Source organism: Massilia orientalis, from assembly GCF_030411975.2.
Classification (GTDB): Bacteria; Pseudomonadota; Gammaproteobacteria; order Burkholderiales; family Burkholderiaceae_D; genus Telluria; species Telluria orientalis.
Genome location: NZ_JASNRB020000011.1, coordinates 113,183 through 137,353, shown reverse-complemented (window position 1 = coordinate 137,353; position 24,171 = coordinate 113,183). Strand labels below are relative to the sequence as shown.

At 65.0% G+C, this 24,171-nt stretch carries 30 protein-coding genes; 27 read left to right on the top strand and 3 right to left on the bottom strand.

From position 1 onward, the window contains the following. Positions 1 to 143 precede the first annotated feature (143 nt). Positions 144 to 1,607, top strand: a complete 1,464-nt coding sequence (locus tag QPK29_RS18860) for a glutamate synthase subunit beta (protein ID WP_056126103.1) — start codon at positions 144 to 146, stop codon at positions 1,605 to 1,607. A gap of 72 nt (positions 1,608 to 1,679) precedes the next feature. Beyond that, the gene (locus tag QPK29_RS18855) at positions 1,680 to 2,594 is read left to right on the top strand and encodes an NAD(P)-dependent oxidoreductase (protein ID WP_371770716.1); all 915 of its coding nucleotides are present in this window, start codon (positions 1,680 to 1,682) and stop codon (positions 2,592 to 2,594) included. On the opposite strand, the gene QPK29_RS18850 is transcribed toward QPK29_RS18855, so the two are convergent. Both QPK29_RS18850 and QPK29_RS18845 read right to left on the bottom strand, forming a co-directional pair. Further along, positions 2,595 to 3,602: a CapA family protein gene (locus QPK29_RS18850; RefSeq protein WP_371770715.1), complete on the bottom strand. Its 1,008-nt coding sequence runs from the start codon at positions 3,600 to 3,602 to the stop codon at positions 2,595 to 2,597. After that, on the bottom strand, positions 3,592 to 4,236 hold the full coding sequence (locus QPK29_RS18845) for a dienelactone hydrolase family protein (RefSeq protein WP_371770714.1): 645 nt from the start codon (positions 4,234 to 4,236) through the stop codon (positions 3,592 to 3,594). The genes QPK29_RS18850 and QPK29_RS18845 overlap by 11 nt, the downstream gene beginning before the upstream one ends. 368 nt (positions 4,237 to 4,604) lie before the next feature. On the opposite strand from QPK29_RS18845, the gene QPK29_RS18840 reads away from it, so the two are divergent. The 25 genes from QPK29_RS18840 to QPK29_RS18720 all read left to right on the top strand — a co-directional run bounded on the left by QPK29_RS18840 (position 4,605) and on the right by QPK29_RS18720 (position 22,183). Beyond that, positions 4,605 to 5,408, top strand: a complete 804-nt coding sequence (locus QPK29_RS18840) for an ABC transporter ATP-binding protein (RefSeq protein WP_371770713.1) — start codon at positions 4,605 to 4,607, stop codon at positions 5,406 to 5,408. Next, on the top strand, positions 5,405 to 6,184 hold the full coding sequence (gene mlaE, locus QPK29_RS18835; RefSeq protein ID WP_371770712.1) for a lipid asymmetry maintenance ABC transporter permease subunit MlaE: 780 nt from the start codon (positions 5,405 to 5,407) through the stop codon (positions 6,182 to 6,184). Before QPK29_RS18840 ends, mlaE begins: the two co-directional genes overlap by 4 nt. Before the next feature lie 22 nt (positions 6,185 to 6,206). After that, the gene (mlaD, locus tag QPK29_RS18830; RefSeq protein ID WP_160407266.1) at positions 6,207 to 6,680 is read left to right on the top strand and encodes an outer membrane lipid asymmetry maintenance protein MlaD; all 474 of its coding nucleotides are present in this window, start codon (positions 6,207 to 6,209) and stop codon (positions 6,678 to 6,680) included. After that, a complete protein-coding gene (locus QPK29_RS18825; RefSeq protein ID WP_082577524.1) occupies positions 6,677 to 7,540 on the top strand; it encodes an MlaA family lipoprotein in 864 nt (287 codons plus the stop codon). Before mlaD ends, QPK29_RS18825 begins: the two co-directional genes overlap by 4 nt. Before the next feature lie 77 nt (positions 7,541 to 7,617). Then, positions 7,618 to 8,271 carry an MlaC/ttg2D family ABC transporter substrate-binding protein gene (locus tag QPK29_RS18820; RefSeq protein WP_371770711.1) on the top strand — a complete coding sequence of 218 codons (654 nt, stop codon included), beginning with the start codon at positions 7,618 to 7,620 and terminating at the stop codon, positions 8,269 to 8,271. Between the two features lie 2 nt (positions 8,272 to 8,273). After that, positions 8,274 to 8,549 (top strand): STAS domain-containing protein, encoded by a 276-nt coding sequence (locus tag QPK29_RS18815; RefSeq protein ID WP_160407269.1) that lies wholly within the window; start codon positions 8,274 to 8,276, stop codon positions 8,547 to 8,549. Positions 8,550 to 8,690: 141 nt separating this feature from the next. Continuing rightward, entirely contained in the window at positions 8,691 to 9,608 is a 918-nt protein-coding gene (locus QPK29_RS18810) for an ABC transporter ATP-binding protein (RefSeq protein WP_371770710.1), read from the top strand. Next, positions 9,605 to 10,372, top strand: coding sequence for an ABC transporter permease (locus tag QPK29_RS18805; RefSeq protein ID WP_371770709.1), 768 nt, complete (start codon positions 9,605 to 9,607; stop codon positions 10,370 to 10,372). Before QPK29_RS18810 ends, QPK29_RS18805 begins: the two co-directional genes overlap by 4 nt. A 6-nt stretch (positions 10,373 to 10,378) precedes the next feature. Beyond that, positions 10,379 to 10,615, top strand: a complete 237-nt coding sequence (locus QPK29_RS18800; protein WP_198117862.1) for a BolA family protein — start codon at positions 10,379 to 10,381, stop codon at positions 10,613 to 10,615. A 3-nt stretch (positions 10,616 to 10,618) separates the two neighbouring features. After that, the gene (gene murA / locus QPK29_RS18795; RefSeq protein WP_056126127.1) at positions 10,619 to 11,869 is read left to right on the top strand and encodes a UDP-N-acetylglucosamine 1-carboxyvinyltransferase; all 1,251 of its coding nucleotides are present in this window, start codon (positions 10,619 to 10,621) and stop codon (positions 11,867 to 11,869) included. 181 nt (positions 11,870 to 12,050) lie between these two features. Next, positions 12,051 to 12,725, top strand: a complete 675-nt coding sequence (hisG, locus tag QPK29_RS18790; protein ID WP_056126129.1) for an ATP phosphoribosyltransferase — start codon at positions 12,051 to 12,053, stop codon at positions 12,723 to 12,725. 5 nt (positions 12,726 to 12,730) lie between these two features. Beyond that, complete coding sequence (hisD, locus tag QPK29_RS18785) at positions 12,731 to 14,056, top strand: histidinol dehydrogenase (protein ID WP_160407423.1); 1,326 nt, start codon at positions 12,731 to 12,733, stop codon at positions 14,054 to 14,056. Continuing rightward, complete coding sequence (locus QPK29_RS18780; RefSeq protein WP_056126133.1) at positions 14,053 to 14,874, top strand: DNA-methyltransferase; 822 nt, start codon at positions 14,053 to 14,055, stop codon at positions 14,872 to 14,874. Before hisD ends, QPK29_RS18780 begins: the two co-directional genes overlap by 4 nt. After that, positions 14,871 to 15,965: a histidinol-phosphate transaminase gene (gene hisC, locus QPK29_RS18775; RefSeq protein ID WP_371770708.1), complete on the top strand. Its 1,095-nt coding sequence runs from the start codon at positions 14,871 to 14,873 to the stop codon at positions 15,963 to 15,965. The genes QPK29_RS18780 and hisC overlap by 4 nt, the downstream gene beginning before the upstream one ends. A 20-nt stretch (positions 15,966 to 15,985) precedes the next feature. Beyond that, a complete protein-coding gene (hisB, locus tag QPK29_RS18770) occupies positions 15,986 to 16,576 on the top strand; it encodes an imidazoleglycerol-phosphate dehydratase HisB (RefSeq protein ID WP_036233394.1) in 591 nt (196 codons plus the stop codon). Between the two features lie 8 nt (positions 16,577 to 16,584). Beyond that, positions 16,585 to 17,226 (top strand): imidazole glycerol phosphate synthase subunit HisH, encoded by a 642-nt coding sequence (hisH, locus tag QPK29_RS18765; RefSeq protein WP_082577525.1) that lies wholly within the window; start codon positions 16,585 to 16,587, stop codon positions 17,224 to 17,226. A 25-nt stretch (positions 17,227 to 17,251) separates the two neighbouring features. Further along, positions 17,252 to 18,028: a 1-(5-phosphoribosyl)-5-[(5-phosphoribosylamino)methylideneamino]imidazole-4-carboxamide isomerase gene (gene hisA, locus QPK29_RS18760; protein WP_056126140.1), complete on the top strand. Its 777-nt coding sequence runs from the start codon at positions 17,252 to 17,254 to the stop codon at positions 18,026 to 18,028. Positions 18,029 to 18,164: 136 nt separating this feature from the next. Next, entirely contained in the window at positions 18,165 to 18,926 is a 762-nt protein-coding gene (gene hisF, locus QPK29_RS18755; RefSeq protein ID WP_371770707.1) for an imidazole glycerol phosphate synthase subunit HisF, read from the top strand. Between the two features lie 18 nt (positions 18,927 to 18,944). Continuing rightward, entirely contained in the window at positions 18,945 to 19,376 is a 432-nt protein-coding gene (gene hisI, locus QPK29_RS18750) for a phosphoribosyl-AMP cyclohydrolase (RefSeq protein WP_056126210.1), read from the top strand. 7 nt (positions 19,377 to 19,383) lie between these two features. Then, positions 19,384 to 19,725, top strand: coding sequence for a phosphoribosyl-ATP diphosphatase (locus QPK29_RS18745; protein ID WP_056126145.1), 342 nt, complete (start codon positions 19,384 to 19,386; stop codon positions 19,723 to 19,725). Positions 19,726 to 19,775: 50 nt separating this feature from the next. Then, positions 19,776 to 20,150, top strand: a complete 375-nt coding sequence (locus QPK29_RS18740) for a histidine triad nucleotide-binding protein (protein WP_056126146.1) — start codon at positions 19,776 to 19,778, stop codon at positions 20,148 to 20,150. A gap of 97 nt (positions 20,151 to 20,247) precedes the next feature. Continuing rightward, positions 20,248 to 20,490: a Sec-independent protein translocase subunit TatA gene (tatA, locus tag QPK29_RS18735; RefSeq protein ID WP_056126149.1), complete on the top strand. Its 243-nt coding sequence runs from the start codon at positions 20,248 to 20,250 to the stop codon at positions 20,488 to 20,490. An 18-nt stretch (positions 20,491 to 20,508) separates the two neighbouring features. Next, positions 20,509 to 21,015, top strand: coding sequence for a Sec-independent protein translocase protein TatB (gene tatB, locus QPK29_RS18730; protein ID WP_056126151.1), 507 nt, complete (start codon positions 20,509 to 20,511; stop codon positions 21,013 to 21,015). A 36-nt stretch (positions 21,016 to 21,051) separates the two neighbouring features. After that, positions 21,052 to 21,807: a twin-arginine translocase subunit TatC gene (tatC, locus tag QPK29_RS18725; RefSeq protein ID WP_371763190.1), complete on the top strand. Its 756-nt coding sequence runs from the start codon at positions 21,052 to 21,054 to the stop codon at positions 21,805 to 21,807. Between the two features lie 37 nt (positions 21,808 to 21,844). Further along, positions 21,845 to 22,183 carry a hypothetical protein gene (locus tag QPK29_RS18720; protein ID WP_371770706.1) on the top strand — a complete coding sequence of 113 codons (339 nt, stop codon included), beginning with the start codon at positions 21,845 to 21,847 and terminating at the stop codon, positions 22,181 to 22,183. Here QPK29_RS18720 and QPK29_RS18715 read toward each other — a convergent pair. Beyond that, positions 22,117 to 24,171 (bottom strand): gluconolaconase, encoded by a 2,055-nt coding sequence (locus QPK29_RS18715; protein ID WP_371770705.1) that lies wholly within the window; start codon positions 24,169 to 24,171, stop codon positions 22,117 to 22,119. The two genes, QPK29_RS18720 and QPK29_RS18715, sit on opposite strands and share 67 nt — an antisense overlap.

The following is a 24,171-nucleotide window of genomic DNA, read 5'->3' as shown; positions in this document are numbered from 1 at the left end:
CGACGGATCAAACGTAGCGTTCGTCATCACCGCTAGCGTTTGAACGTCATCCCCGCGAAGGCGGGGATCCAAGCTGAGCTACCGAAGCCGCGGCCACTGCATCTCCTCGAACCGAACAGAACACGACATACCAAGGAATACAAATGGGTAAGATCACCGGCTTCATGGAATTTCAGCGCCAGGAAGAAGACCACCTGGAACCCGCTGCCCGCCTCAAGAACTACAAGGAATTTTCGATCACCCTGACCGACGCGCAAGCGAAGGTGCAAGGTGCGCGCTGCATGGATTGCGGCATCCCGTTCTGCAACACCGGCTGCCCCGTCAACAACCAGATCCCCGACTGGAACGACCTGGTTTACCACGGCAACTATCGCTACGCCGTCGACAACCTTCACTCGACGAACAACTTCCCGGAATTCACGGGCCGCATCTGCCCGGCGCCGTGCGAAGCCGCCTGCACGCTGGGCATCAACAATGAGCCGGTCGGCATCAAGTCGATCGAGCGCAAGATCGCCGACGCCGGCTGGGAACACGGCTGGATCGTCCCGCAACCGGCCGCCGTCAAGACCGGCAAGAAGGTCGCGATCATCGGTTCCGGCCCCGCAGGCCTGGCCGCGGCCCAGCAGCTGGGCCGCGCCGGTCACGACGTGACGGTGTTCGAGAAGAACGACCGCGTCGGCGGCCTGCTGCGCTACGGCATCCCCGACTTCAAGATGGAGAAAGACCTGATCGACCGTCGCGTCGAACAGATGAAGGCCGAAGGCGTCACCTTCCGTACGTCGACCCTGATCGGCAAGGATTTCCCGACCACCGTCAGCAACATGGCGCGCGACACCATCTTCCCGGAAGACCTGGTGAAGGATTACGACGCCGTGATCATGGCCGGCGGCGCCGAGGCACCGCGTGACCTGCCGGTCCCGGGCCGCGACCTGAAGGGCGTGCACTTCGCGATGGACTTCCTGCCGCAGCAGAACCGCGTCAACGCCGGCGACAAAGTCAAGGACCAGATCAAGGCCACGGGCAAGCACGTGATCGTGATCGGCGGCGGCGATACCGGCTCCGACTGCGTGGGCACGTCGAACCGCCACGGCGCCGCATCGGTGACCCAGTTCGAACTGATGCCGATGCCGCCGGAACAGGAAAACAAGCCGCTCGTGTGGCCGTACTGGCCGACCAAGCTGCGCACCTCGTCGTCGCACGAAGAAGGCTGCGAGCGCGACTTCGCCGTCGCCACCAAGCGCTTCGAAGGCAAGGGCGGTAAAGTGGAAAAAATCATCGCGTGCCGCGTCGAGTGGAAAGACGGCAAGATGACGGAAGTGGCCAACTCGGAATTCGAACTGAAGGCCGACCTCGTGCTGCTGGCCATGGGCTTCGTCTCGCCGGTGCAGCAGGTGCTGGACGCGTTCGGCGTGCAAAAGGATGCCCGCGGCAACGCGCGTGCCACGACCGATGGCGATGTCTGCTACCAGACGTCGGTGCCGAAAGTCTTTACCGCCGGCGACATGCGCCGCGGCCAGTCCCTGGTCGTGTGGGCGATCCGCGAAGGCCGCCAGTGCGCGCGCGCCGTCGATGAATTCCTGATGGGTTCGTCGGTACTGCCGCGCTGATCTGCCAGCGCCTGTTTGGATGAACGGCCCGGGTGTGCAGCCCGGGCCGTTTTTTTTACGCGAACTGCTAGCATGCAGATTCTGACAATCACGGAGAACAATATGGAGATCGGCTACGTCGGCCTGGGCGGCATGGGACATGCCATGGCAAGCAACCTCATTAGTAAGGGCCATACGCTGCGCGTGTGGAACCGCTCGCCCGGCAAGGCGGCCGACCTCGTCGCCCAGGGCGCCACGCTGGTCGAGCATCCGGGCCAGGCCGCGGCCGGCGACGGCATCGTGTTCACGATGGTGGCCGATGACGCGGCGCTGGAGCAGGTCGTCGGCGGGCCGGACGGCATCGCGGCAAGACTGGGTCCGGGCGGCATCCACGTGTCGATGAGCACGGTGTCGCCGGAGACGACGCAGCGCATCGCCGCCCTGCACGCCGAACGCGGTGCCGCCTTCGTCGCCGCCCCCGTGTTCGGCCGCCCGACCGCCGCGGCCGCCGCCATGCTGTTCATCCTCGTCGCGGGTGAAGCCGGCGCGCGCGATAAAGTCCTGCCGTTGCTGGAAACGATGGGCCAGCGCGTGTTCCCGCTGGGCGACGACCCCGTCGCCGCCAGCATCGTCAAGCTGAGCGGTAACTTCATGATCATGGGCGTCATCGAGGCGATGGCGGAAGCGGCGACCCTGTGCGAGAAATACGGCGTCGAGCGCTCGGCCATGATGGACGTGATGACTCAATCGATCTTCGCCACGCCGCTGTACGTCAATTACGGCAAGCTGATCGCGCAGCACGACTACGCCAACCCCGGCTTCAAGCTGTCGCTGGGTTTCAAGGATGCGAATCTCGTGATGGCGGCCGCGCGCAAGGCCCACGTGCCGATGCCGCTGGCCAGCATGATGCACGACCGCTTCCTGTCCGCGCTGGCGAAGGACCGCGGCGAGCTCGACTGGACTGCGGCGGCGCTGAACGTGTCGGAAGACGCCGGTCTGCGAAGCTGATCACTCGTGCGGCGTGGTGGCATCCGGCTCGATGACGAGCAGGCCGCCGTCCAGCCGCGCTGTCGTGCCGAGATCGCGGCACAGCGCCTGCATGCGCGTATAAATCCACGTGCGTTGCGTGTGGTCGGCAGGCAGCACGCGGCCGTGGCGGATGAACACCGGATGCAGCACGATGCGGCGCAGGGCGTCCTCGCCCAGATGCACTTCGAACAGCAGTTGATGGTCGTTGCGCAGGTCCGCGTCGACGGCGTAGTCGTCGACGAGGTCGCCAGTCGCGTACAGGATCGGCCAGCCCCGGTACAGCTCGATGCCGTGGAAGATGTGCGCGCTGTGGCCGTAGACGATCTTCCAGCCGACGTCGATCGCGGCGTGTGCGAGGCGGCGCAGGTGCGGTGCGGGCGCCGTCACCCTGTTCGGACCCCAGTGCAGCGACAACACCGGCCAGCGCACGCCGGCCGCGCGCAGGGGCGCGAGCGCGCGTGCGAAGGCGTCGGTGGCGGCCGTCTCGTCGTGCAGGCCGAGCCAGGCGATGCCGGGGTGATCGTCCGTCGCGGCGAAATCGGCCTGGTGGTCGCAGAATGCCGCCATCCCGACGAGCACCTCGCCGCACGCCACGACGGCCGGAGACAGCGCCCATGCGAGGTCCGGGCCGGCGCCGGTGTGGGCGATGCCGTGTACGTCCAGCGTGCGCAGCGTGTCGGCCAGGCCTTGCGCGTCGTAGTCGAGGCTGTGGTTGTTCGCGAGGCTCACCATGCGGATGCCGGCATCGGCCAGCGCCTGGCCGGCCGCCGGCGGCGCGGCGAAATAAAAGACCTTGGGGACGCCGTGCCAGCGCTCCGGGCTGTCAGTGAGTGCACACTCAAGGTCGACGATGGCCGCGTCGGCCGCACGCAGCAACGGAGAGACGGCTTCCAGTGGTGCGTGGATGCCGTCGCGCAGCATGACGTCGCGGACGTGGCGGCCCAGCATGACGTCGCCGCCGAACACGAGGCGCAGGTCAGGGCTCATGGGTGAAGTAAGTCGTGAACCATTCGGCCGCCAGCCGCGCCACCTCTTCCAGTGTGCCAGGTTCCTCGAACAAATGCGTCGCACCGGGCACGATCGCCAGCCGTTTTACGCAACCCAGCTCGGCATAGGCTTGCCGGTTCAGGGAGATGACGGGTTCGTCGGCGCCGCCCACGATGAGGAGTGTCGGCGCCTCGACGGCGCGCAAGGCGTCGCTGCCGGCGAGATCCGGCCGCCCGCCGCGCGCCACGACGGCCGCGACGGGCACCGCCGGGTCGGCCGCCAACTGCAACGCGGCGGCCGCGCCCGTGCTGGCGCCGAACAGGCCGAGCGGCAACGGGGCCGTTGCGTCCTGCGCGTCCAGCCACGTTGCAGCCGCGCGCAGGCGGCCCGTCAGCAGGGAAATGTCGAATCGGTTATGGTATTGACGGTCTTCGTGCGGCGTGAGCAGGTCCAGCAACAGCGTACCGATGCCGGCGTCGCGCAGCACGTGCGCGACGTGGTTGTTGCGCGGGCTCAAACGGCTGCTGCCGCTGCCGTGCGCGAACAGCACGACGCCGGAGGGCGTGTCGGGCAGCTCGAGCATGCCTTCCATCGTCGCCGCGCCGCTGTCGATGTGGACCAGGGCTTTTGTCATGATCGTTAGACCATCTGGCAGGGGCAAAGATTCGGCATCCGATTGTTAAATTGGGGCGTGACCGAAAGTCCGGTATTTGCCCATTCCCGACGTCCGGGACAGGACGCCGAATCGCGATGTCGTGGATCTTCAGCAGACCCTCATAAAAGGGTTTCTTTCAGGCATTTGTAAAGATTGTTTACTGATGTGAAACAATGTGTTGTATGCATAAGTTATTAAAAACAAGCACTTAGGTTCTAAAATAGCTGACTCGTGATTTAGTAATGTTGTAATATCACGTCGATAACATGCCAGGAATTGGGCCGTGTCCTGCAGGCCTTGCCGTTTCTGCACTACAATACGAGATTCTCCAAATACCAATATCCACTGTGTCCAACCTCGTCGAAATTCGCGATCTGCATTTTTCGTATGGCGATCGCCCGATCCTGCAGAACCTGAGCATGGACTTCCCGCGCGGCAAGCTGATTGCCGTGATGGGCGGCTCCGGCTCGGGCAAGACGACGGTCCTGCGCCTGATCGGCGGCCAGATCAAGCCGCAGCGCGGCACCGTCGCCGTGAATGGCGAGGTGGTGAGCCAGCTCGACACCGAAGGCCTGTACAGGTTGCGGCGCAAGATGGGCATGCTGTTCCAGTTCGGCGCGCTGTTCACCGACCTGACCGTGTTCGAGAACGTGGCCTTTCCGCTGCGCGAGCACACGGAACTGCCGGAAGAACTGATCCGCGACCTGGTGCTGATGCGCCTGAATGCCGTCGGCCTGCGCAATGCCGCGGACCTGAAGCCGAACGAGATCTCGGGCGGCATGGCGCGCCGCGTGGCGCTCGCCCGTGCCGTCGCGCTCGACCCGGCGCTGATCATGTACGACGAACCGTTCGCCGGCCTCGATCCGATCTCGATGGGCGTGACCGCCAACCTGATCCGCAACCTGAACGATGCGCTCGGCTCGACGTCGATCCTCGTCTCGCACGACGTGAACGAAACTTTCTTGATCGCCGATTACGTGTATTTCCTGTCCGCGGGCCGGATCGTCGCCTCGGGCACGCCGGACGAGATGCGCCGCTCGACCGATCCGTACGTCAAACAATTCGTGAACGCCGAGCCGGACGGCCCCGTGCCGTTCCACTATCCCGGCAAATCGCTGGCCGAGGACCTGGGCCTGGGAGGCAAGCGATGACCAATCCTCTCGCACTCCTCGGTGGCTTCGTCCTCGACACCTTCGCCCGCGTCGGCTTCGTCACCCGCTCGTTCGGCGGCCTGCTCGGCAAGGCCCCGGGCGCGCTGCGCCGTCCGACCCTGATCTCGGAACAGGTCCACTTCATCGGCAATTATTCGCTGCTGATCATCACCGTGTCCGGCCTGTTCGTCGGCATGGTGCTGGGCCTGCAGGGCTATTACACGCTGAGCCAGTTCGGCGCCGAGGAAAAGCTGGGCCAGCTGGTGGCGCTGTCGCTGCTGCGCGAGCTGGGCCCGGTCGTGACGGCGCTGCTGTTTGCGGGCCGTGCCGGTACGTCCCTCACGGCGGAAATCGGCCTCATGAAGGCCGGCGAGCAACTGACCGCGATGGAAATGATGGCCGTCAACCCGATCCAGCGTGTGCTGGCGCCCCGGTTCTGGGCGGGCCTGATCGCCATGCCGGTGCTGGCGGCCGTGTTCTCCGCCATCGGCGTGGTCGGCGGCTACCTGGTCGGCGTGCAGCTGATCGGCGTGGACGAAGGCGCGTTCTGGTCGCAGATGCAGGCGAACATCGACGTGCGCCGCGACATCATGAATGGTGTCATCAAGAGCGTTGTATTCGGCATGGCCGTGACGTTCACGGCCCTGTTCCAGGGCTATGAAGCGCAGCCGACGCCGGAAGGCGTGTCGCGCGCCACCACGCGCACCGTCGTGATCGCGTCGCTGATGGTGCTGGCGCTGGACTTCGTCATGACCGCCTTGATGTTCAACAAGTAATCTGAAGAGTTGGGAAAAACTTATGCATCGTAAATCCATTGACGTCTGGGTCGGCCTTTTTGTCCTGTTGGGTGCGTTAGCGCTCCTTTTCCTGGCCCTCAAGGCCGGTAACATGAGCACGATTTCGTTCAGCAAGACGTACGCCATCACGGGCAAGTTCGACAACATCGGCGGCCTGAAGCCGCAATCGCCCGTCAAGAGCGCGGGCGTGGTCGTGGGCCGCGTGGGCGACATTGCGTTCGACGATAAAAGCTTCCAGGCGATCGTCCGCCTCGATTTGAATCCTGCTTACAAGTTCCCGAAGGACAGCTCCCTGAAGATCCTGACCTCGGGCCTGCTCGGTGAGCAATACATCGGCATCGAGGCCGGTGGCGACACGAACAATCTCGTCGAAGGCGACCGCATCACCCGTACGCAATCGGCCGCAGTGCTCGAAGACTTGATTAATCAATTTATCTATAGCAAGGCAGCCGAAGGAAAGGACAGTAGCAAATGACGAACCGCAATGACTCCGCCTCGCCGCGTACCCGCACTGGCCTGGCGCTGACACTCGGTGCAGCCGTATTGCTGAGTGGCTGTGCGACGACCGCCAACCCGAAAGACCCGTTCGAGAAGTTCAACCGGGCCATGTTCAGCTTCAACGACACGGTCGACCGCGTCGCCCTGAAGCCGGCCGCCACCGCCTACAAGAACGTCACGCCGACCTTCGTGCAAACGGGCGTGAACAATTTCTTCGGTAACTTGACCGATTTGTGGAGCTCGCTGAACAATTTTGCCCAGCTGAAAGGGCAAGACGGCTTGAACGATTTCATGCGTTTTGCCGTGAACTCCACGCTGGGTCTCGCCGGCGTGCTGGACATCGCCACTCCGGCCGGCATGCGCAAGCATAACGAGGACTTCGGCCAGACCCTCGGATATTGGGGCGTGCCGAGCGGTCCCTACTTGATGTTGCCGCTGCTGGGCCCATCTACGATCCGTGACACCGCGACCTTGCCCGCCGACTGGTGGGGCGATGCGTGGACCCACGTGAACGATGTGCCGTGGCGCACCAGTGGCATCGTCCTGCGCGCGGTCGACCAGCGTGCCAGCGTGCTGGACGCGTCGAACCTGCTGGAAGACGCCGCCCTCGACCGTTACGAATTCATCCGTGACGGCTACATGCAGCGTCGCAACAGCAAGGTGCTCGACACGGACAAGGCGCAGGAACGCGCCGACAAGGTCCACGAAAAACTGGAAAAGGTCCAGGAAAAGGTCGAATCGAAGCTGGGCGTGAAACTGGGGCCGAAACCGGTGCCCGAAGATGGCGCGGAAGAGCCCGCAGCGGCGCCCGTGTCATCCGAACCGGCCAGCAAATAGTTAACGACGGTACAGCCAGGCCGTCCGCGCAGCACGCGGGACCGCTTGGCCAGACCCAACCAAATTAAAGGAAGCGTATGAAGCCCATCGCAAAACTGATCGTGACCGCCGCCGCCGTGGCCATGTCCACCGCCGTTCTCGTCGCGCCGGCCCGCGCCGCCGTCGAGGCACCGGATGCCCTCGTGAAACGCGTCTCCACCGACGTCATCGATAGCGTCAAGGCCGACAAGGACATCCAGGCCGGCAACAGCAGGAAAATCATGGATCTGGTCAACAGCAAGATCCTGCCGTACGTCGATTCCGACAAGATGACGGCCCAGGCCGCCGGCCGCTTCTGGCGACAGGCGACGCCGGAGCAGCAAAAGCAGCTGGCGGCCGAGTTCCGCACGCTGCTCGTGTACACCTATGCCGGTGCGCTGTCGCAGATCAAGAACGAAACGATCGAATTCAAGCCGTTCCGCGCCGACCCGGCCGACACGGAAGTCGAGGTGAAATCGCAGGTCAACCTGACCCGCGGCGAGCCGATCACCCTGAATTACCGTCTGGCCAAGGGCCCGCAGGGCTGGAAGATCTTCGACCTGAACGTGCTGGGCGCGTGGCTGGTGGAAACCTACAAGAGCACCTTCGCGTCGGAAATCGGCAAGAACGGCATCGACGGCCTGATCAAGAAGCTGCACGACCGCAACGAGCAGCTGGCCAACAAGCCGCTGGCCAAGTCCGCGCAGAAGTAAGCATGGCGGAAGCGAACCCCATGCTCTCGCTGGAAGCCCTGACGTTCGACAACGCGCAAGCGGCGTTGGCGCAGGGCTGCGCGGCCGTGTCCGCCGGCGAAACCGAGTTCGACCTCGGCGGCGTCAAGGCCGCCGACTCCTCGGCCCTGGCCCTGATGCTGGCCTGGCAGCGCCGCGCGCAGGGACTGGGGCGCAGCCTGAAGTTCATCAATGTGCCGGCCAACGTCGATGCGTTGGCAAAGTTATACGGCGTCGACGGGTTGTTGGGCCGCGCGTAACTTTGTAGGCAAGTGATTGATGCCCCCGGCATCAATCACTTGCCCCACCCTCGAAAACGCCACGGCCCGGAACGCCGTGGCGTTTTCTTCTATAATGGCTCGTTTCACCCGCACGGTTCCGGTCCTTCGGATCCCCAACGCATGACAGCAGCCATCCAGATCGACAGCGTCGAGAAAAGCTACAAGGGCTTCAAGGCCCTCAAGGGCGTTTCACTGAACATCGAACAAGGCGAATTCTTCGGTCTCCTCGGCCCGAACGGCGCCGGCAAGACGACCCTGATTTCGACCATCGCCGGCCTCATTCGTCCGGACGTCGGCAGCGTGCGCATCCATGGCCACGACGTCGTGAAGGATTTCCGCGAGGCGCGCATGAAGCTGGGCGTCGTGCCGCAGGAACTCGTGTTCGACCCGTTCTTCACCGTGCGCGAGACCTTGCGCCTGCAATCGGGCTATTTCGGCCTGAAGAACAACGATCCATGGATCGACGAGGTCATGGAAAACCTCGACCTCACGCCCAAGGCGGACGTCAACATGCGCGCGCTGTCCGGCGGCATGAAGCGCCGCGTGCTCGTCGCCCAGGCCCTCGTCCATAAACCGCCCGTGATCGTGCTGGACGAACCGACGGCCGGCGTCGACGTCGAACTGCGCCAGACGCTGTGGAAATTCATCGCGCGCCTGAACCGCGAGGGGCATACGGTCGTCCTGACGACGCACTACCTGGAAGAAGCGCAGGCCATGTGCCAGCGCGTGGCCATGCTCAAGACGGGCAACGTCGTCGCGCTGGACACCATGGCGCAGCTGCTGCGCCGCGTGTCCGGCTCGTCGCTCGTCGTGCACCTGAAGCACGGCGCCTTGCCGGAAGGCCTGCGCCACCTCGTCGCGCACGACGAACACAATGGCGGCAACACCTACACCCTGCGTGTCAACGAGTACAGCGAGGTGGAAGGCATCCTCGCGCGCCTGCGCGAATCCGGCGCCGAGATCGACGAGATGCAGTTGCAGCAGGCCGACCTGGAAGACATTTTTATCCAGATCATGGAAGGGAGCCCCGTACGATGAACGCGTTTTCCGTAGGCTTCCGCACCCTGTTTTATAAAGAAATCCTGCGCTTCTGGAAGGTCGCCACGCAGACCATCGCGGCGCCCGTCGTCAGCGCGATGCTGTATCTGCTGATCTTCGGCCACGTGCTCGACGGCCGCGTCGAGATGCTCGATGGTGTCAGCTACACGTCGTTCCTCGTGCCCGGCCTCGTGATGATGAGCGTGCTGCAGAACGCGTTCGCCAACTCGTCGTCGTCGCTGATCCAGTCGAAAATCACGGGCAACCTCGTGTTCATCCTGCTGCCGCCGCTGTCGCACGTGGAGATCCTGTCCGCATATGTGACGGCGTCCGTCGTGCGCGGCCTGGCCGTCGGTTTCGGCGTGTTCATCATCACGGCGTGGTTCGCGCACCTGTCGTTCGTCGCGCCGCTGTGGATCATCGTGTTCGCGCTGCTGGGCGCCGGCATCCTCGGCACGCTGGGCGTCATCGCCGGCATCTGGGCGGAAAAATTCGACCAGCTGGCCGCTTTCCAGAACTTTTTGATCACGCCTGCAACATTTTTGGCCGGTGTGTTCTATTCCATTAAGAAACTTCCGCCGTTCTGGCTCGCAGTCTCGCATTTCAACCCGTTCTTTTATATGATTGACGGGTTCCGCTATGGTTTCTTTGGCCAGTCCGACGTGTCGCCCTGGACCAGCCTGGCCATCGTCGCCGTCTTCTTCGTGGCCCTGGCCGCTATCGCAATCAATCTGCTTCGCCGCGGCTACAAGCTGCGTCACTGAAAAAACATGGTTACTACACCCGAACTGATCCACGGCTACCTCCAAAAAGGCCTGGAATGCACCCACCTGGAAGTGGAGGGCGATGGCCAGCATTTCAGCGCCGTCATCGTCTCGCCTGCATTCGCCGGCAAGAGCCGCATCCAGCGCCACCAGATCGTCTACGCCGCCCTGGGCGACCGCATGCGTGAGGAAATCCACGCGCTGTCGATGAAGACGCTGACCCCGGACGAGTATCAAGGATAATCAATGGACAAGCTCCAGATCGTCGGCGGCAAGCGCCTGAACGGTGACATCCCCATCTCGGGCGCCAAGAACGCGGCGCTCCCGATCCTGTGCGCGGGCCTGCTGACGGCCGGCGACCTTGCCCTGTCGAACGTGCCGCGCCTGCACGACGTGCGCACGATGCTGCGCCTGCTCGAACAGACCGGCCTGAAGGTCACGCAGGACGACGAGAACGTCGTGCTGAACGGTTCCGCCATCAACACCCTCGTCGCACCGTACGAGCTGGTGAAGACGATGCGCGCATCGATCCTCGTGCTGGGCCCGATGCTGGCGCGCTTCGGCGAAGCCAAGGTGTCGCTGCCGGGCGGTTGCGCGATCGGTTCGCGTCCCGTCGACCAGCACATCAAGGGCCTGCGCCAGATGGGCGCCGACATCACGATCGAGGGCGGCTACATCTACGCGAAGGCATCGCGCCTGAAGGGCGCCCGCATCCACACGGACATGATCACCGTGACGGGCACCGAGAACCTGCTGATGGCCGCCACGCTGGCCGACGGCGAGACGATCCTGGAAAACGCCGCGCGCGAACCGGAAGTGACGGACCTCGCGAACATGCTCGTGGCGATGGGCGCGAAGATCGATGGCATCGGCACCGACCGCCTCGTGATCCAGGGCGTCGACAGCCTGCACGGCACCGAACATGGCGTCATCTCCGACCGCATCGAAGCGGCCACGTTCCTGTGCGCCGTCGCGGCGACGGGCGGCGACATCCGCATCACCCGCACCCGCACCGACATCTTCGACGTGGCCATCGACAAGCTGCGCGAGATGGGTGTCCAGCTGACCGTGGAAGGCGACAGCATCCGCGCGCGCATGGACGGCCGTCCGCAGCCGGTGTCGTTCCGTACCACGGAATACCCGGGCTTCCCGACCGACATGCAGGCCCAGTTCATGGCCGTGAACACGATCGCGAACGGCTCGAGCCGTGTCACCGAAACCATCTTCGAAAACCGCTTCATGCACGTGCAGGAAATGAACCGCCTGGGCGCGCAGATCTCCACCGAGGGCAACATGGCCTTCATCAAGGGCGTCGACCGCCTCGTCGGCGCGCCCGTGATGGCGACCGACCTGCGCGCATCGGCGTCCCTCGTGATCGCCGGCCTGGCCGCCGAGGGCACGACCCTCGTCGACCGCATCTATCACCTCGATCGCGGCTACGACCGGATGGAGGCGAAGTTGTCGGCTGTTGGGGCGGATATCGTACGCATCAAATAAAGATAAGATCGGAATTACCGCAAAATAGATCAACGTCATTCCCGCGCAGGCGGGAATCCATACTGAGGCCCCGGTAGCCGGTTCACCAAATCACCGTTGGCCTCATTCGGAAGCTCAGCATGGGTTCCCGCTTTCGCGGGAACGACGGTGTGAGTGCGGTCTCCCAAAACTGAACAGTCAAATGAACGACACTACTCGGGACAGCTCGCAGCTGATCCTCGCCCTCTCGAAGGGCCGCATCTTCGAAGATACGCTGCCGCTGCTGTCCGCGGCCGGTATCGAGGTACTGGAAAATCCGGAAACCTCGCGCAAGCTGATCCTCGCCACCAACGATCCCGGCATCCGTGTGCTGATCGTGCGCGCCAGCGACGTGCCGACCTATGTCCAGCATGGCGCCGCCGACTTTGGCGTGGCCGGCAAGGACGTGCTGCTCGAGCATGGCGGCGAAGGGCTGTATCAACCGATCGACCTGCGCATCGCCTGCTGCCGCATGTCCGTGGCCGCCAACGCCGGCTTCGACTACGACAACGCCGTGCGCCAGGGCGCGCGCCTGCGCGTGGCCACCAAGTTCGTGCACACGGCGCGCGAGCACTTCGCGAAGAAGGGCGTGCACGTCGACCTGATCAAACTGTATGGCTCGATGGAGCTGGCGCCGCTGGTCGGCCTGTCCGACGCCATCGTCGACGTCGTGTCGACGGGCGGCACGCTGCGCGCCAACAACCTGGTCGAAGTGGAAAAGATCATGGAGATCTCGTCGCGCCTCGTCGTCAACCAGGCCGCGCTGAAACTCAAGCGCGAGCGCCTGCAACCGATCATCGACGCGTTCGAACGCGCGTCCAAGCAGCAGCAATGCTAACGACCATGTCCATCACGATCCGCAAACTCGATTCCACCGCCGCCGATTTCCAGCAGACCCTGAACACGCTGCTCGCGTTCGAAGCGGAGACCGACGACGCCATCGAAACCGCCGTGGCGAACATCCTCGCCGACGTGAAGGCGCGCGGCGACGCCGCCGTGCTGGAATACACGAACAAGTTCGACCGGCTCCCGAACGGCGGCGCCACCAGCATGGCCGCGCTCGACGTCACGCAGGAAGAGCTGCAGGAAGCGTTGAATGCGCTGCCGGAGTCGCAACGCGCCGCACTGCGCACGGCGGCAGAGCGCATCCGCGTCTTCCACGAGCGCCAGAAGCAGGAACTGAACGGCTTTACGTACACGGAGCCGGACGGCACGGTGCTGGGCCAGCGCGTCACGCCGCTGGACCGCGTGGGCATCTACGTCCCGGGCGGCAAGGCCGCGTATCCGTCGTCCGTGCTGATGAACGCGATCCCGGCGCAGGTCGCGGGCGTGAAGGAAATCGTGATGGTCGTGCCGACGCCGGACGGCGTCAAGAACCGCATGGTGCTGGCCGCCGCGGCGATCGCCGGCGTCACGCGCGTGATCACGATCGGCGGCGCACAGGCCGTCGGCGCGCTCGCGTACGGCACGGCGACCATCCCGCCGGTCGATAAAATCGTCGGCCCCGGCAATGCCTATGTCGCCGCCGCCAAGCGCCGCGTGTTCGGCACGGTGGGCATCGACATGATTGCCGGCCCGTCGGAAATCCTCGTGCTGTGCGACGGCACGACGGACCCGGACTGGGTCGCGATGGACCTGTTCTCGCAGGCCGAGCACGACGAGCTGGCGCAGGCGATCCTGCTGTGCCCCGACGCGGACTACATCGCCAAAGTGGAAGCGAGCATCCACAAGCTGCTGCCGACGATGCCGCGCAAGGACACCATCGCCACGTCGATGACGGACCGCGGCGCGCTGATCCGCGTGCGCGACATGGATGAAGCGTGCGCCATCGCGAACGCCATCGCGGCCGAGCACCTGGAGATCTCCGCCGAGGAGCCGCAGCAGTGGGCCGATAAAATCCGTCACGCGGGCGCGATGTTCCTGGGCCGCTTCTCGTCCGAATCGCTGGGCGACTATTGCTGCGGCCCGAACCACGTGCTGCCGACGTCGCGCACGGCGCGCTTCTCGTCGCCGCTGGGCGTGTACGATTTCCAGAAGCGCTCGTCGATCCTGTTCGTGTCGCAGGCCGGCGCGCAAACCCTGGGCAAGGTCGCGGCCGAACTCGCGTACGGCGAGGGCCTGCAGGCGCACGCGCGCAGCGCAGAATTACGGATCGAATCGGGATCATGACGGCCTGGCTCGATCAGGTCTTCTGCGAGGATGCGCTCGAAGGCATGGCGCGCATTCCCGATCGCAGCATCGACCTGATCCTGACGGACCCGCCGTACAATCTCGGCAAGGATTACGGCAACGGCTCGGACCAGCAGAGCGTGGAGGATTACCTCGCGTGGACCGAGCGCTGGATCGATTGTGCGCTGCCGAAATTGAAGGACAACGGCAGCCTGTACATCTTTCTCACGTGGCGCTTCGCGCCCGAGATCTTCGTCATGCTCAAGCGGCGCATGACGATGATGAACGAGATCATCTGGGACCGCCGCGTCCCCTCGATGGGGGGCAGCACCAGGAGCTTTTCCTCGGTGCACGACACCATCGGCTTCTTCGTGAAGCGCAAGGATTATTATTTCGACTTGGACTCCGTGCGTATCCCGTACGACGCCGAGACGAAGAAGGCGCGATCGCGCTCGATCTTCGTGGGCGCCAAGTGGCTGGAAGTGGGTTACAACCCGAAGGACCTGTGGAGCGTGTCGCGCCTGCATCGCGAACATGCGGAACGGGTCGACCATCCGACCCAGAAACCGCTCGAGATCATCGAGCGCATGGTCAAGGCGTCGTGCCCGCCGGGCGGCGTCGTGCTCGACCCGTTCATGGGCAGCGGCACGACGGCTCTGGCTGCAAAACGCCTCGGCCGGCATTTCACCGGTTTCGAGCTGAACCCCGCCTACTGCGCGACCATCGCGGAACGTTTGTCCGCTCCCGCGCAGCCGGCCACCAAGAAACGCAAGGGCGTCCGCGTGGACGCCGCCACCGAAGGAGTAGACCAAGCATGACCAGCATCGACAAGCTCATCGCCAACACGATCCGCGAGGACGTCCGTGCCGGCCATATCTACAACGTGCCGGATTCGAGCGGCTACATCAAGCTGGACGCGATGGAAAACCCGTACCAGCTGCCGGATGCGCTGCGTGCCGAGCTGGCCCAGCGCCTGGCGGACGCCGTCCTGAACCGCTATCCGGTGCCGTCGTATGCCGGCATCAAGGAACGCATCCGCGCCAAGCTGGGCGTGCCGGCCGGGTTCGACGTCATCCTCGGCAACGGCTCCGACGAGATCATCTCGATCCTGTGCACCGCCACCGCGCGTCAAGACAAACGCGCGGTCGTGCTGGCCCCGATCCCCGCGTTCGTGATGTTCCAGCGCTCCGCCCAGTTCGCGGGCATGGACTTCGTCGGCGTGCCGTTGAAAGCCGACTTCTCGCTGGACCGCGCCGCCATGCTGGCCGCGATCGCCGAGCACAAGCCGAGCCTCGTGTTCCTCGCCTACCCGAACAACCCGACCGGCAACCTGTACGACGAGGCCGACATGGTCGCCATCATCGAAGCGCTGGGCGAGAATGGCATCGTCGTGGCCGACGAGGCGTATCACCCGTTCGCCCGCACGAGCTTCATGGACAAGCTGCCGCAGTATCCGAACCTCGTCGTGATGCGCACGCTGTCGAAGCTGGGCCTGGCCGGCATCCGCCTGGGCTACCTCGCTGCCGCACCGGCGCTGCTGGAACAGTTCGACAAGGTGCGGCCGCCGTACAACGTCAACGTATTGACGCAGGTGGTGGCCGAATTCGCGCTCGACCACGTCGAGGTGCTGGACGAGCAGGCCGCCCGTTTGAACGAGGCGCGCACGGAACTGGCCGCCGCCATGGCCGCGCTGCCGGGCGTGACGGTGTTCCCGTCGAGTGCCAATTTCATCACCTTGCGCGTGCCGGACGCAGAAAAGACCTGCGCTAAACTGTTCGCAGAACGGGTACTGATTAAAAATTTGAGTAGAATGCATGAATTGCTGGCCAATTGCATCCGTGTTACGGTCAGCACCCCGGAAGAAAACTCCGTATTCCTGAATGCCCTGAAGGCTTCGCTGCAAGCCTGAACACCGCCGAGCACCTAGCAATGACCCGCACCGCAGAAATCACGCGCAACACGAGCGAAACGCAGATCCGCGTCGCGCTCAACCTGGACGGCACCGGCCGCCAGAAACTCAATACCGGGGTGCCGTTCCTCGACCACATGCTGGACCAGATCGCGCGCCACGGCCTGATCGACCTGGAAGTCGAGGCCGTCGGCGACCTGCACATCGACGACCACCACACCGTCGAGGATACGGGCATCACGCTGGGCATGGCGGTCGCCAAGGCCATCGGCGACAAGAAGGGCATCCGCCGCTACGGCCATGCCTACGTCCCGCTGGACGAGGCGCTGTCGCGCGTCGTGATCGACTTTTCCGGCCGCCCGGGCCTGGAATGGCACGTGCCGTTCACCCGCGCGACCATCGGCCGCTTCGACGTCGATCTGACCATCGAGTTCTTCCGCGGCTTCGTCAACCACGCCGGCGTGACGCTGCACGTGGATAATCTGCGCGGCGTGAACGCGCACCACCAGTGCGAGACCGTCTTCAAAGCATTCGGCCGCGCGCTGCGCATGGCGTCCGAGCTGGATGCGCGCGCCGCGGGCACGATCCCGTCCACCAAGGGCAGCCTGTAAAGAGAATCATGAACAAGATTGTTGTTGTCGACTACGGCATGGGCAACCTGCGTTCGGTTGCGCAAGCCCTGCGCGCCGTCGCGCCCGAAGCCGACGTCCAGATTTCCGGCGACGCGGCCGCCATCGACGCGGCCGACCGCATCGTCCTGCCTGGCCAGGGCGCCATGCGCGACTGCATGCGCAGCCTGCGCGAATCCGGCGTCGAGGACGCCCTGCTGCGCGCAGCGAAAACCCGGCCGATGATGGGCGTGTGCGTGGGCGAGCAGATGCTGTTCGATTCGAGCGACGAGAACGGCGGCGTGCCCGGCCTGGGCCTGCTGCCCGGTAAAGTCGTGCGCTTCGAACTCGATGGCAAGCTGCAGGCCGACGGCTCGCGCTTCAAGGTGCCGCAGATGGGCTGGAACCGCGTGCACCAGAAGCGCGCCCACCCGCTGTGGGAAGGCGTCGCCCCGGACAGCTATTTCTATTTCGTGCACAGCTATTACGCGAAGCCCGCCGAGGCGCAGGACGCCATCGGCGAGACCGACTACGGCGGACAATTCTGCTGCGCGGTCGCGCGCGACAACATCGTCGCCACCCAGTTCCACCCCGAGAAAAGCGCGGCCGCCGGCCTGCGCCTGTATCGCAATTTCGTCCACTGGAATCCCTGAGTTACCTAATCAACCGACTACGACCATGCTGCTGATCCCCGCCATCGACCTGAAAGACGGTCACTGCGTTCGCCTGAAACAGGGCGACATGGACCTCGCCACCGTGTTCTCCGAAGATCCCGCCGAGATGGCGCTGCACTGGCTCAAGAAGGGTGCGCGCCGTCTGCACCTGGTCGACCTGAACGGTGCGTTCGCGGGCAAACCGAAGAACGAAGAGGCGATCAAATCGATCCTGCAAGTCGTGCAGGAGTACGCCGAAGACAACGACCTGGACGAGATCCCGGTCCAGCTGGGTGGCGGCATCCGCGACCTGGACACCATCGAGCGCTACCTGGACGACGGCATCACCTACATCATCGTGGGCACCGCGGCCGTCAAGAACCCGGGCTTCCTGCACGACGCCTGCGGCGCCTTCCCGGGCAGCATCATCGTCGGCCTGGACGCCAAGGACGGCAAGGTCGCGACCGACGGCTGGAGCAAGATGTCCGGCCACGAAGTCATCGACCTGGCCCAGAAGTTCGAAGGCTACGGCGTCGAATCGATCATCTACACCGACATCGGCCGCGACGGCATGATGGGCGGCGTGAACATCGAAGCGACCGTGCGCCTGGCGCAGGCCGTCAAGATCCCGATCATCGCCTCGGGCGGCCTGCACAACCTGGCCGACGTGGAAGCCCTGTGCGCCGTGCAGGACGAGGGCATCGAAGGCGTGATCTGCGGCCGCTCGATCTACGAAGGCACGCTCGACCTGACCAGCGCGCAGGAGCGCGCGGATGAACTCACCGAGGGCGCGCAGGCGTAATTCGCCCTCAACCCGTCATCCCCGCGAAAGCGGGGATCCATGCTGAGTTTGCGGCAACGGCACCGTCAACATTGAGGCAGACTCAGTATGGGTTCCCGCTTGCGCGGGAACGACGTTTCAAGCAAATACTAATCTTATGCTCGCAAAACGCATCATCCCCTGCCTGGACGTCACCGGCGGCCGCGTCGTCAAGGGCGTCAACTTCACCGAACTGCGCGATGCCGGCGACCCCGTCGAGATCGCGCGCCGTTACAACGAGCAGGGCGCCGACGAGATCACCTTCCTCGACATCACCGCCTCGAGCGACGGCCGCGACCTGATCCTGCCGATCATCGAAGCGGTCGCGTCGTCCGTGTTCATTCCGCTGACCGTGGGCGGCGGCGTGCGCAAGGTCGAGGACGTGCGCCGCCTGCTGAACGCCGGCGCGGACAAGGTGTCGATGAACACCTCGGCCGTGACCAACCCGCAGCTCGTGTACGACGCGTCGCAGAAACACGGCGCCCAGTGCATCGTCGTCGCCATCGACGCCAAGCAGGTCGCGCCCGGCAAGTGGGAAGTCTTTACCCACGGCGGCCGCAACGCGACCGGCATCGATGCCGTCGAATGGGCCCGCAAGATGGAAAGCCTGGGCGCCGGCGAACTGCTGCTGACCAGCATGGACCGCGACGGCACCAAGTCCGGCTTCGACCTGGGCCTGACGCGCGCCGTGTCGGACGCCGTCGGCATCCCCGTGATCGCCTCGGGCGGCGTGGGCGGCCTGAAGGATCTCGCCGACGGCGTGCAGGAAGGGCATGCCGACGCCGTGCTGGCCGCGAGCATCTTCCACTACGGGCAGCACACGGTCGGCGAAGCGAAACGCTTCATGGCGGACCGCGGCATCCCGATGCGCCTCGACTGATTGATGGAACCGACGACCATGGTGACCCCGCCCACCCCCCCGACGATCCCGGCCCAGCCCTGGCTCAAGAAAGTCCAATGGGACGAGCACGGCCTCGTGCCGGTGATCGCCCAGGAAGCCGCCACCGGCGACATCCTGATGTTCGCCTGGATGAACCGCGAAGCCCTGGCCAAGACCGTGGAGCTTGGCGAGGCCGTGTACTGGAGCCGCTCGCGCAAGAAGCTGTGGCACAAGGGCGAAGAGTCCGGCCACGTGCAGAAAGTGCTGGAAATCCGCCTCGACTGCGACGAAGACGTGGTGCTGCTGAAGGTCGAGCAGGCCGGCGGCATCGCCTGCCATACCGGCCGCCATTCCTGCTTCTTCCAGAAGTTCGAGGACGGCGACTGGAACAGCGTCGAGCCCGTGCTGCAGGACCCGGATACCATCTACACCAACCAGAAGAAGAAATAGCGCACACATGAGCACGCAACTGGAACGCCTCGCGGCCGTCATCGAATCCCGCAAGCCGGCCAACGGCGGCGATCCGACGGCATCGTACGTCGCGAAACTGTTCGCCAAGGGCGACGACGCCATCCTGAAAAAGATCGGCGAGGAAGCCGTCGAGACCGTGATGGCCGCGAAGGACGTGCGCGCCGGCGCGGATGTGTCGAAGCTGCTGTACGAGACGGCCGACCTGTGGTTCCATTCGATCGTCCTGCTGGCGCAGTTCGGCCTCACGCCGCAGCAGGTGCTGGACGAACTGGCACGGCGCGAAGGCATTTCCGGCATCGAGGAAAAAGCGTCGCGTCCGAAAGACTGAGCCCGGCTGTCACGCCGGCGTCATCCCGTATCCGTAGAATGTGAGACAACATGGACAACTGCATCTTTTGCAAGATCATCGCCAAGCAGATCCCGGCCAGTGTGGTGTACGAGGACGACGAGCTGCTCGCGTTCAAGGACATCAACCCGGCCGCGCCCGTCCACCTGCTGGTGATCCCGAAGCAGCACGTGGCCAGCCTGTCCGACTGCACCGATGCGCACGCGCCCGTGCTGGGCAAGATGCTGGCGCTGGCGCCGAAGCTGGCGGCCGAACACGGCATCGCAGTCAAGACCGGCCCGGACGGCGAACGCAGCGGCGGCTACAAGACGCTGTTCAATGTCGGTCCGGACGGCGGGCAGGAGGTGTATCACCTGCACCTGCACGTGTACGGCGGCCCGCGTCCGTGGCGTGGCCTGGGAACGTAATTCCCCTAAGGAAAAAGGGCATTCCGGCCCTAAACCGCTTATACTGGCGTAGCTTTAGCTTACGCTGATCGGGTTATCGCCCGGCAAGGAGAAAACAATGGGTTCGATGAGTCTCTGGCACTGGTTGATCGTGCTGGTCGTGGTGGTGGTGGTGTTCGGTACGGGCAAGCTGCGCAATGCGGGCTCGGACCTGGGCAAGGCCGTCAAGGGTTTCAAGGATGGCATGAAGGGCGATGAAGACGGCAAGACGCCCGCCAGCCAGACGGCGCAACAGACCGCGCAACAGGTGGCCGACAAGTCGACCATCGACGTCGACGCGCGCGAAAAGACCCGTCATTAAGCCGGTGCTTGACCCCGCATGATCGATCTCGGTCTTACCAAACTCGCCATCATCGGCGCGGTGGCGCTGGTCGTGATTGGCCCCGAGAAACTGCCTAAGGTGGCGCGCATGGCCGGCACCCTGTACGGCCGCGCCCAGCGCTACCTGCACGACGTGAAGTCGGAGGTCTCGCGCGAGATCGAAATGGAAGAATTGCGCAATCTGCACAAGGATATCCAGGACAGCGCGCAAAGCTTCAAGTCCGAGGTCGAGACGTTCAAGTCCGAGGTCGAGAACACCGTCTCGACCCACATGGACGAGGTCGAGTCCGCCTGGCGCGGCGACACGGCCGTGATGCCCACGACGGCCTCGACGGACGACATCGAGCGCAAGGCGCGCGACTTCCGCCGCAAGAAGCTGGCGAAGACGTCGAGCATGCCGGCCTGGTACAAGAACCGCCAGGGCACGCGCCAGCATGTGCTGTCCGGCGCCGCCCGCGTGCGCAAGTTCCGTCCCGGCGCCACTTCCAACACCAAATTTTTCTGATGACGGCCGCCGTTGGGCGCCGCCTCCTAGCGCCAGATGACTGAAGAAACCGCGGGCGAAGAAACCTTCATCTCCCACCTGGTCGAGCTGCGCGACCGCCTGATCAAGGCGACGTACGGCATCGTCCTCGCGTGCATCGTGCTGATGCTGTGGCCGGGCCCGGCACAGATCTACGATTTCCTCGCCGCCCCGATGCTGGCCGCGCTGCCGGCCGGCTCCAAGATGATCGCCACCGGCGTCGTTTCGCCGTTCCTCGTGCCGATGAAGGTCACGCTGCTGATCGCCTTCATCCTCGCGCTGCCGTGGGTCTTTTATCAGGTATGGGCGTTCGTCGCGCCGGGCCTGTACGCGCACGAAAAGCGGCTCGTGCTGCCGCTCGTGATCTCGTCGTCGTTCCTGTTCATCGCCGGCGTCGCGTTCTGCTACTTCTTCGTGTTCGGCCGCGTGTTCCACTTCATCGGCAACTTCTCGCCGACGTCCATCGCCGTGATGCCGGACATCGAGAACTACCTCGACTTCGTGATGTCCATGTGCCTCGCGTTCGGCGCCACGTTCGAGGTGCCGGTCGTCGTCGTGATCCTCGTCCGGATGGGCATCGTCAGCGTCGAGAAGCTGCGCTCGATCCGTCCGTACGCCATCGTCGGGGCGTTCGTCATCGCCGCCATCGTCACGCCGCCGGACGCCGTCAGCCAGCTGGCGCTGGCCATTCCGATGTGCCTGCTGTTCGAGCTCGGGCTGCTGATGGCGCCGATCTTCGTCAAGGCGACGCAGGCGCCGCAGGAACAGTCCTGATCCGAACAAACGGCGCCCGCGAGGCGCCGTTTTCGTCATGACCAAGCGCGAATTTCTTCGTGGCCCGTCGTCCCGTGATAGCAAATCGATGCGCAAGAAACTGCTGGCCATCGGCGGGGCGATCGTAATGTCGTGGCTTGCGCTCCTCGTGAATGCCGTTACGTCACCGGTCGTCTTCCTGCATTACTCCGCCGACGCCGTCGCGCCCGTGACCTACTTTTTTAACGAAGACAACGACATCGTCAAGGATCACCTGGCGCCGGGCGCAAGCATCGAGTTCCGTACCGCGCGCCGTCTTCGAATAAGCGCTTATTCCACCGTGATCGGCAGGTCGCGCCCCTCCAGCGCCGCCTGTCCCGCGAAATCCGCCGCGTAGATCCGCAGCACGTAATCGCCCGGTGCGAGTCCATCGACGTTCCACGTGCCGGGCAGCGCGACGCCATCGTGCAGCGTGTTGTTGACGGCGTAGGCGAACACGGTGGCCTTGCTGCCGTAGACCGTGATGCCGCTGTTTTCCGCATACAGCAGCTTCACCGCTTCGCGCTCGCGCGGCAGGCGGTTGTAGACCTGCGTGATGCGCGGCGTCTCGAATCCGGCGACGGGGCTGCCGTCCGCATGGAGCAGCTGGTAGCCCAGCTTGTACAGTCCGAGGCGGCGGCGCGCCAGGTTGTCGTCCATCTGGTCGTAGGCGGCGGCGACGATCGTCAACGCGCCGAGCGTGCGCGCCACGTGCAGGCGCTGGCCCTTCTTGCGCGGGAGGCGCTGGCCGCCCGCATCGTACAGCGCGATGCTCTGGATGCGGGGCGGCACCGTGTCGCGCAGGCCGGTGAACGGCAGGGCCAGCGCGTTGACGGCGACGCCGCCGGGGTAGTACTCCATGTGCACGTGCGCCATCGGATTGATGGTGCCGAGCGGGTCGCCGACGGCGAACCGCGTGCCGCGCCGCACGCGCACGCGTGCCGGCTTGCCGTTCGGGCCGGCCAGCACCTGGAAACGCGGATCGAGCGGCTTGCCCGAGGCATCGCGGCCCACGCGCATGTGGATGTACGACAGCGGCCCGATGCTCATGCCTTCGCCCAGCTGGCCGAACGTCCAGTTGGGATACGGATCGCTCACCGTTGCCGGCAGCACCGCCAGCACGCGCGCGCCGACGTCGGCCCGGATGTCGAGGCCTGCGTGGAAGTGGTCGCGGTTTTCGCCATCGTAGCTGCCGCGCACCTCGCCCAGCACGCCGACGACTTCGTGCGGTTCCGTTTGCGGGCCCACGGGCCAGGGCATCGATGCCACCGCGGGCAGTACCTGCGGCCGCGCCTGCGGGGGCGGCGTGCCGGGTTGGGGTGGGGCCAGCACGAACATCTGCTGCGCCTGGCCATCGGCCACCACCAGCGCACCGTCGCGTTTCACGGCGATGCCGCGCGGCGCATACAGCCGCACGCTGCCGTCGCTGGCATAGCTCGCGCCTTCGGGGTGGTCGGCGTCCGGCAGGGCGTGATACTGCCCGCTCGGGTCGAACTGGAGGATGCGTCCACCCGCGCCGCTCGCGTACAGGTAGCCGTCATGCGTCAGCGCCAGCGCGACGGGGCGGCGCAGCAGCGGACGCCGCTCGTCCTCGGGTGCGCGCGCGAGCGTCGTCACTGCGCCATTCCTGTCGATGCGCCGGATCGCGTTGTTGCCCGTGTCGGCGACGAACAGCACGCCGTGCTTGTCGACGGCGAGGGCGCTCGGCGTATCGAAGGCGGCCGCGGTGCCCGTGCCGTCGAGGTAATCGGGCGTGCCGCTGCCGGCCACCGCCGTCACCGCGCCGTCCTTGCCGATGCGGCCGATGCGGTCGTTGTAGGTGTCGGCCACATACACGTTGCCGTCGCGGTCGACGGCAACGCCGACCGGCCCGTCGAAGCCTGCGGCGCTGCCCGCCAGCGTGCTCACGCCGCCGTCGGGCGCCACCTTGCGGATCGCGTTGTTGTGCGTGTCGGCGACGTACAGGTTGCCGAGGCGGTCGATCGCCAGCGCCGACGGCGTGTCGAATGCCGCGGCGGCGCCGACACCGTCCGCGTAGCCCGCGTGCCCACCGGCGAAGATGGTCACCTGTCCGTCGGGTGCGATGCGGCGGATGCAGCTGCAGTCGCCGCCGTCCGCGACGAACACGTTGCCGTGGCCATCGACGACGGTCCCGAACGGATCGCCGAAGCGGTCCGGCAGCGGCGTCACGCGTGCGGACCATGCAGGTCTGGTCGGCGCGTCGGCGGGACGCCAGAACGCGCGTCCCGGCGTCGCGTCCTGGCGCGCGTTGAAGACGTACAGGGCCGCGCCGCCAGCCAGCACGGCGACGCCCGCGAGCGCCGCGACGATCGTGATGCGCTTCAC

Coding starts and splice junctions, on each gene's coding strand:
- mlaD (WP_160407266.1), top strand. CDS start 6,207: ATGCATCGTAAATCCATTGACGTCTGGGTCGGCCTTTTTGTCCTGTTG.
- hisI (WP_056126210.1), top strand. CDS start 18,945: ATGGTGACCCCGCCCACCCCCCCGACGATCCCGGCCCAGCCCTGGCTC.
- QPK29_RS18820 (WP_371770711.1), top strand. CDS start 7,618: ATGAAGCCCATCGCAAAACTGATCGTGACCGCCGCCGCCGTGGCCATG.
- QPK29_RS18800 (WP_198117862.1), top strand. CDS start 10,379: ATGGTTACTACACCCGAACTGATCCACGGCTACCTCCAAAAAGGCCTG.
- QPK29_RS18745 (WP_056126145.1), top strand. CDS start 19,384: ATGAGCACGCAACTGGAACGCCTCGCGGCCGTCATCGAATCCCGCAAG.
- QPK29_RS18740 (WP_056126146.1), top strand. CDS start 19,776: ATGGACAACTGCATCTTTTGCAAGATCATCGCCAAGCAGATCCCGGCC.
- QPK29_RS18815 (WP_160407269.1), top strand. CDS start 8,274: ATGGCGGAAGCGAACCCCATGCTCTCGCTGGAAGCCCTGACGTTCGAC.
- QPK29_RS18860 (WP_056126103.1), top strand. CDS start 144: ATGGGTAAGATCACCGGCTTCATGGAATTTCAGCGCCAGGAAGAAGAC.
- QPK29_RS18810 (WP_371770710.1), top strand. CDS start 8,691: ATGACAGCAGCCATCCAGATCGACAGCGTCGAGAAAAGCTACAAGGGC.
- hisB (WP_036233394.1), top strand. CDS start 15,986: ATGACCCGCACCGCAGAAATCACGCGCAACACGAGCGAAACGCAGATC.
- QPK29_RS18805 (WP_371770709.1), top strand. CDS start 9,605: ATGAACGCGTTTTCCGTAGGCTTCCGCACCCTGTTTTATAAAGAAATC.
- QPK29_RS18850 (WP_371770715.1), bottom strand. CDS start 3,602: ATGAGCCCTGACCTGCGCCTCGTGTTCGGCGGCGACGTCATGCTGGGC.
- QPK29_RS18825 (WP_082577524.1), top strand. CDS start 6,677: ATGACGAACCGCAATGACTCCGCCTCGCCGCGTACCCGCACTGGCCTG.
- tatA (WP_056126149.1), top strand. CDS start 20,248: ATGGGTTCGATGAGTCTCTGGCACTGGTTGATCGTGCTGGTCGTGGTG.
- QPK29_RS18720 (WP_371770706.1), top strand. CDS start 21,845: ATGACCAAGCGCGAATTTCTTCGTGGCCCGTCGTCCCGTGATAGCAAA.
- hisC (WP_371770708.1), top strand. CDS start 14,871: ATGACCAGCATCGACAAGCTCATCGCCAACACGATCCGCGAGGACGTC.
- hisG (WP_056126129.1), top strand. CDS start 12,051: ATGAACGACACTACTCGGGACAGCTCGCAGCTGATCCTCGCCCTCTCG.
- mlaE (WP_371770712.1), top strand. CDS start 5,405: ATGACCAATCCTCTCGCACTCCTCGGTGGCTTCGTCCTCGACACCTTC.
- hisH (WP_082577525.1), top strand. CDS start 16,585: ATGAACAAGATTGTTGTTGTCGACTACGGCATGGGCAACCTGCGTTCG.
- murA (WP_056126127.1), top strand. CDS start 10,619: ATGGACAAGCTCCAGATCGTCGGCGGCAAGCGCCTGAACGGTGACATC.
- QPK29_RS18780 (WP_056126133.1), top strand. CDS start 14,053: ATGACGGCCTGGCTCGATCAGGTCTTCTGCGAGGATGCGCTCGAAGGC.
- QPK29_RS18845 (WP_371770714.1), bottom strand. CDS start 4,236: ATGACAAAAGCCCTGGTCCACATCGACAGCGGCGCGGCGACGATGGAA.
- tatB (WP_056126151.1), top strand. CDS start 20,509: ATGATCGATCTCGGTCTTACCAAACTCGCCATCATCGGCGCGGTGGCG.
- tatC (WP_371763190.1), top strand. CDS start 21,052: ATGACTGAAGAAACCGCGGGCGAAGAAACCTTCATCTCCCACCTGGTC.
- hisF (WP_371770707.1), top strand. CDS start 18,165: ATGCTCGCAAAACGCATCATCCCCTGCCTGGACGTCACCGGCGGCCGC.
- hisA (WP_056126140.1), top strand. CDS start 17,252: ATGCTGCTGATCCCCGCCATCGACCTGAAAGACGGTCACTGCGTTCGC.
- QPK29_RS18855 (WP_371770716.1), top strand. CDS start 1,680: ATGCAGATTCTGACAATCACGGAGAACAATATGGAGATCGGCTACGTC.
- hisD (WP_160407423.1), top strand. CDS start 12,731: ATGTCCATCACGATCCGCAAACTCGATTCCACCGCCGCCGATTTCCAG.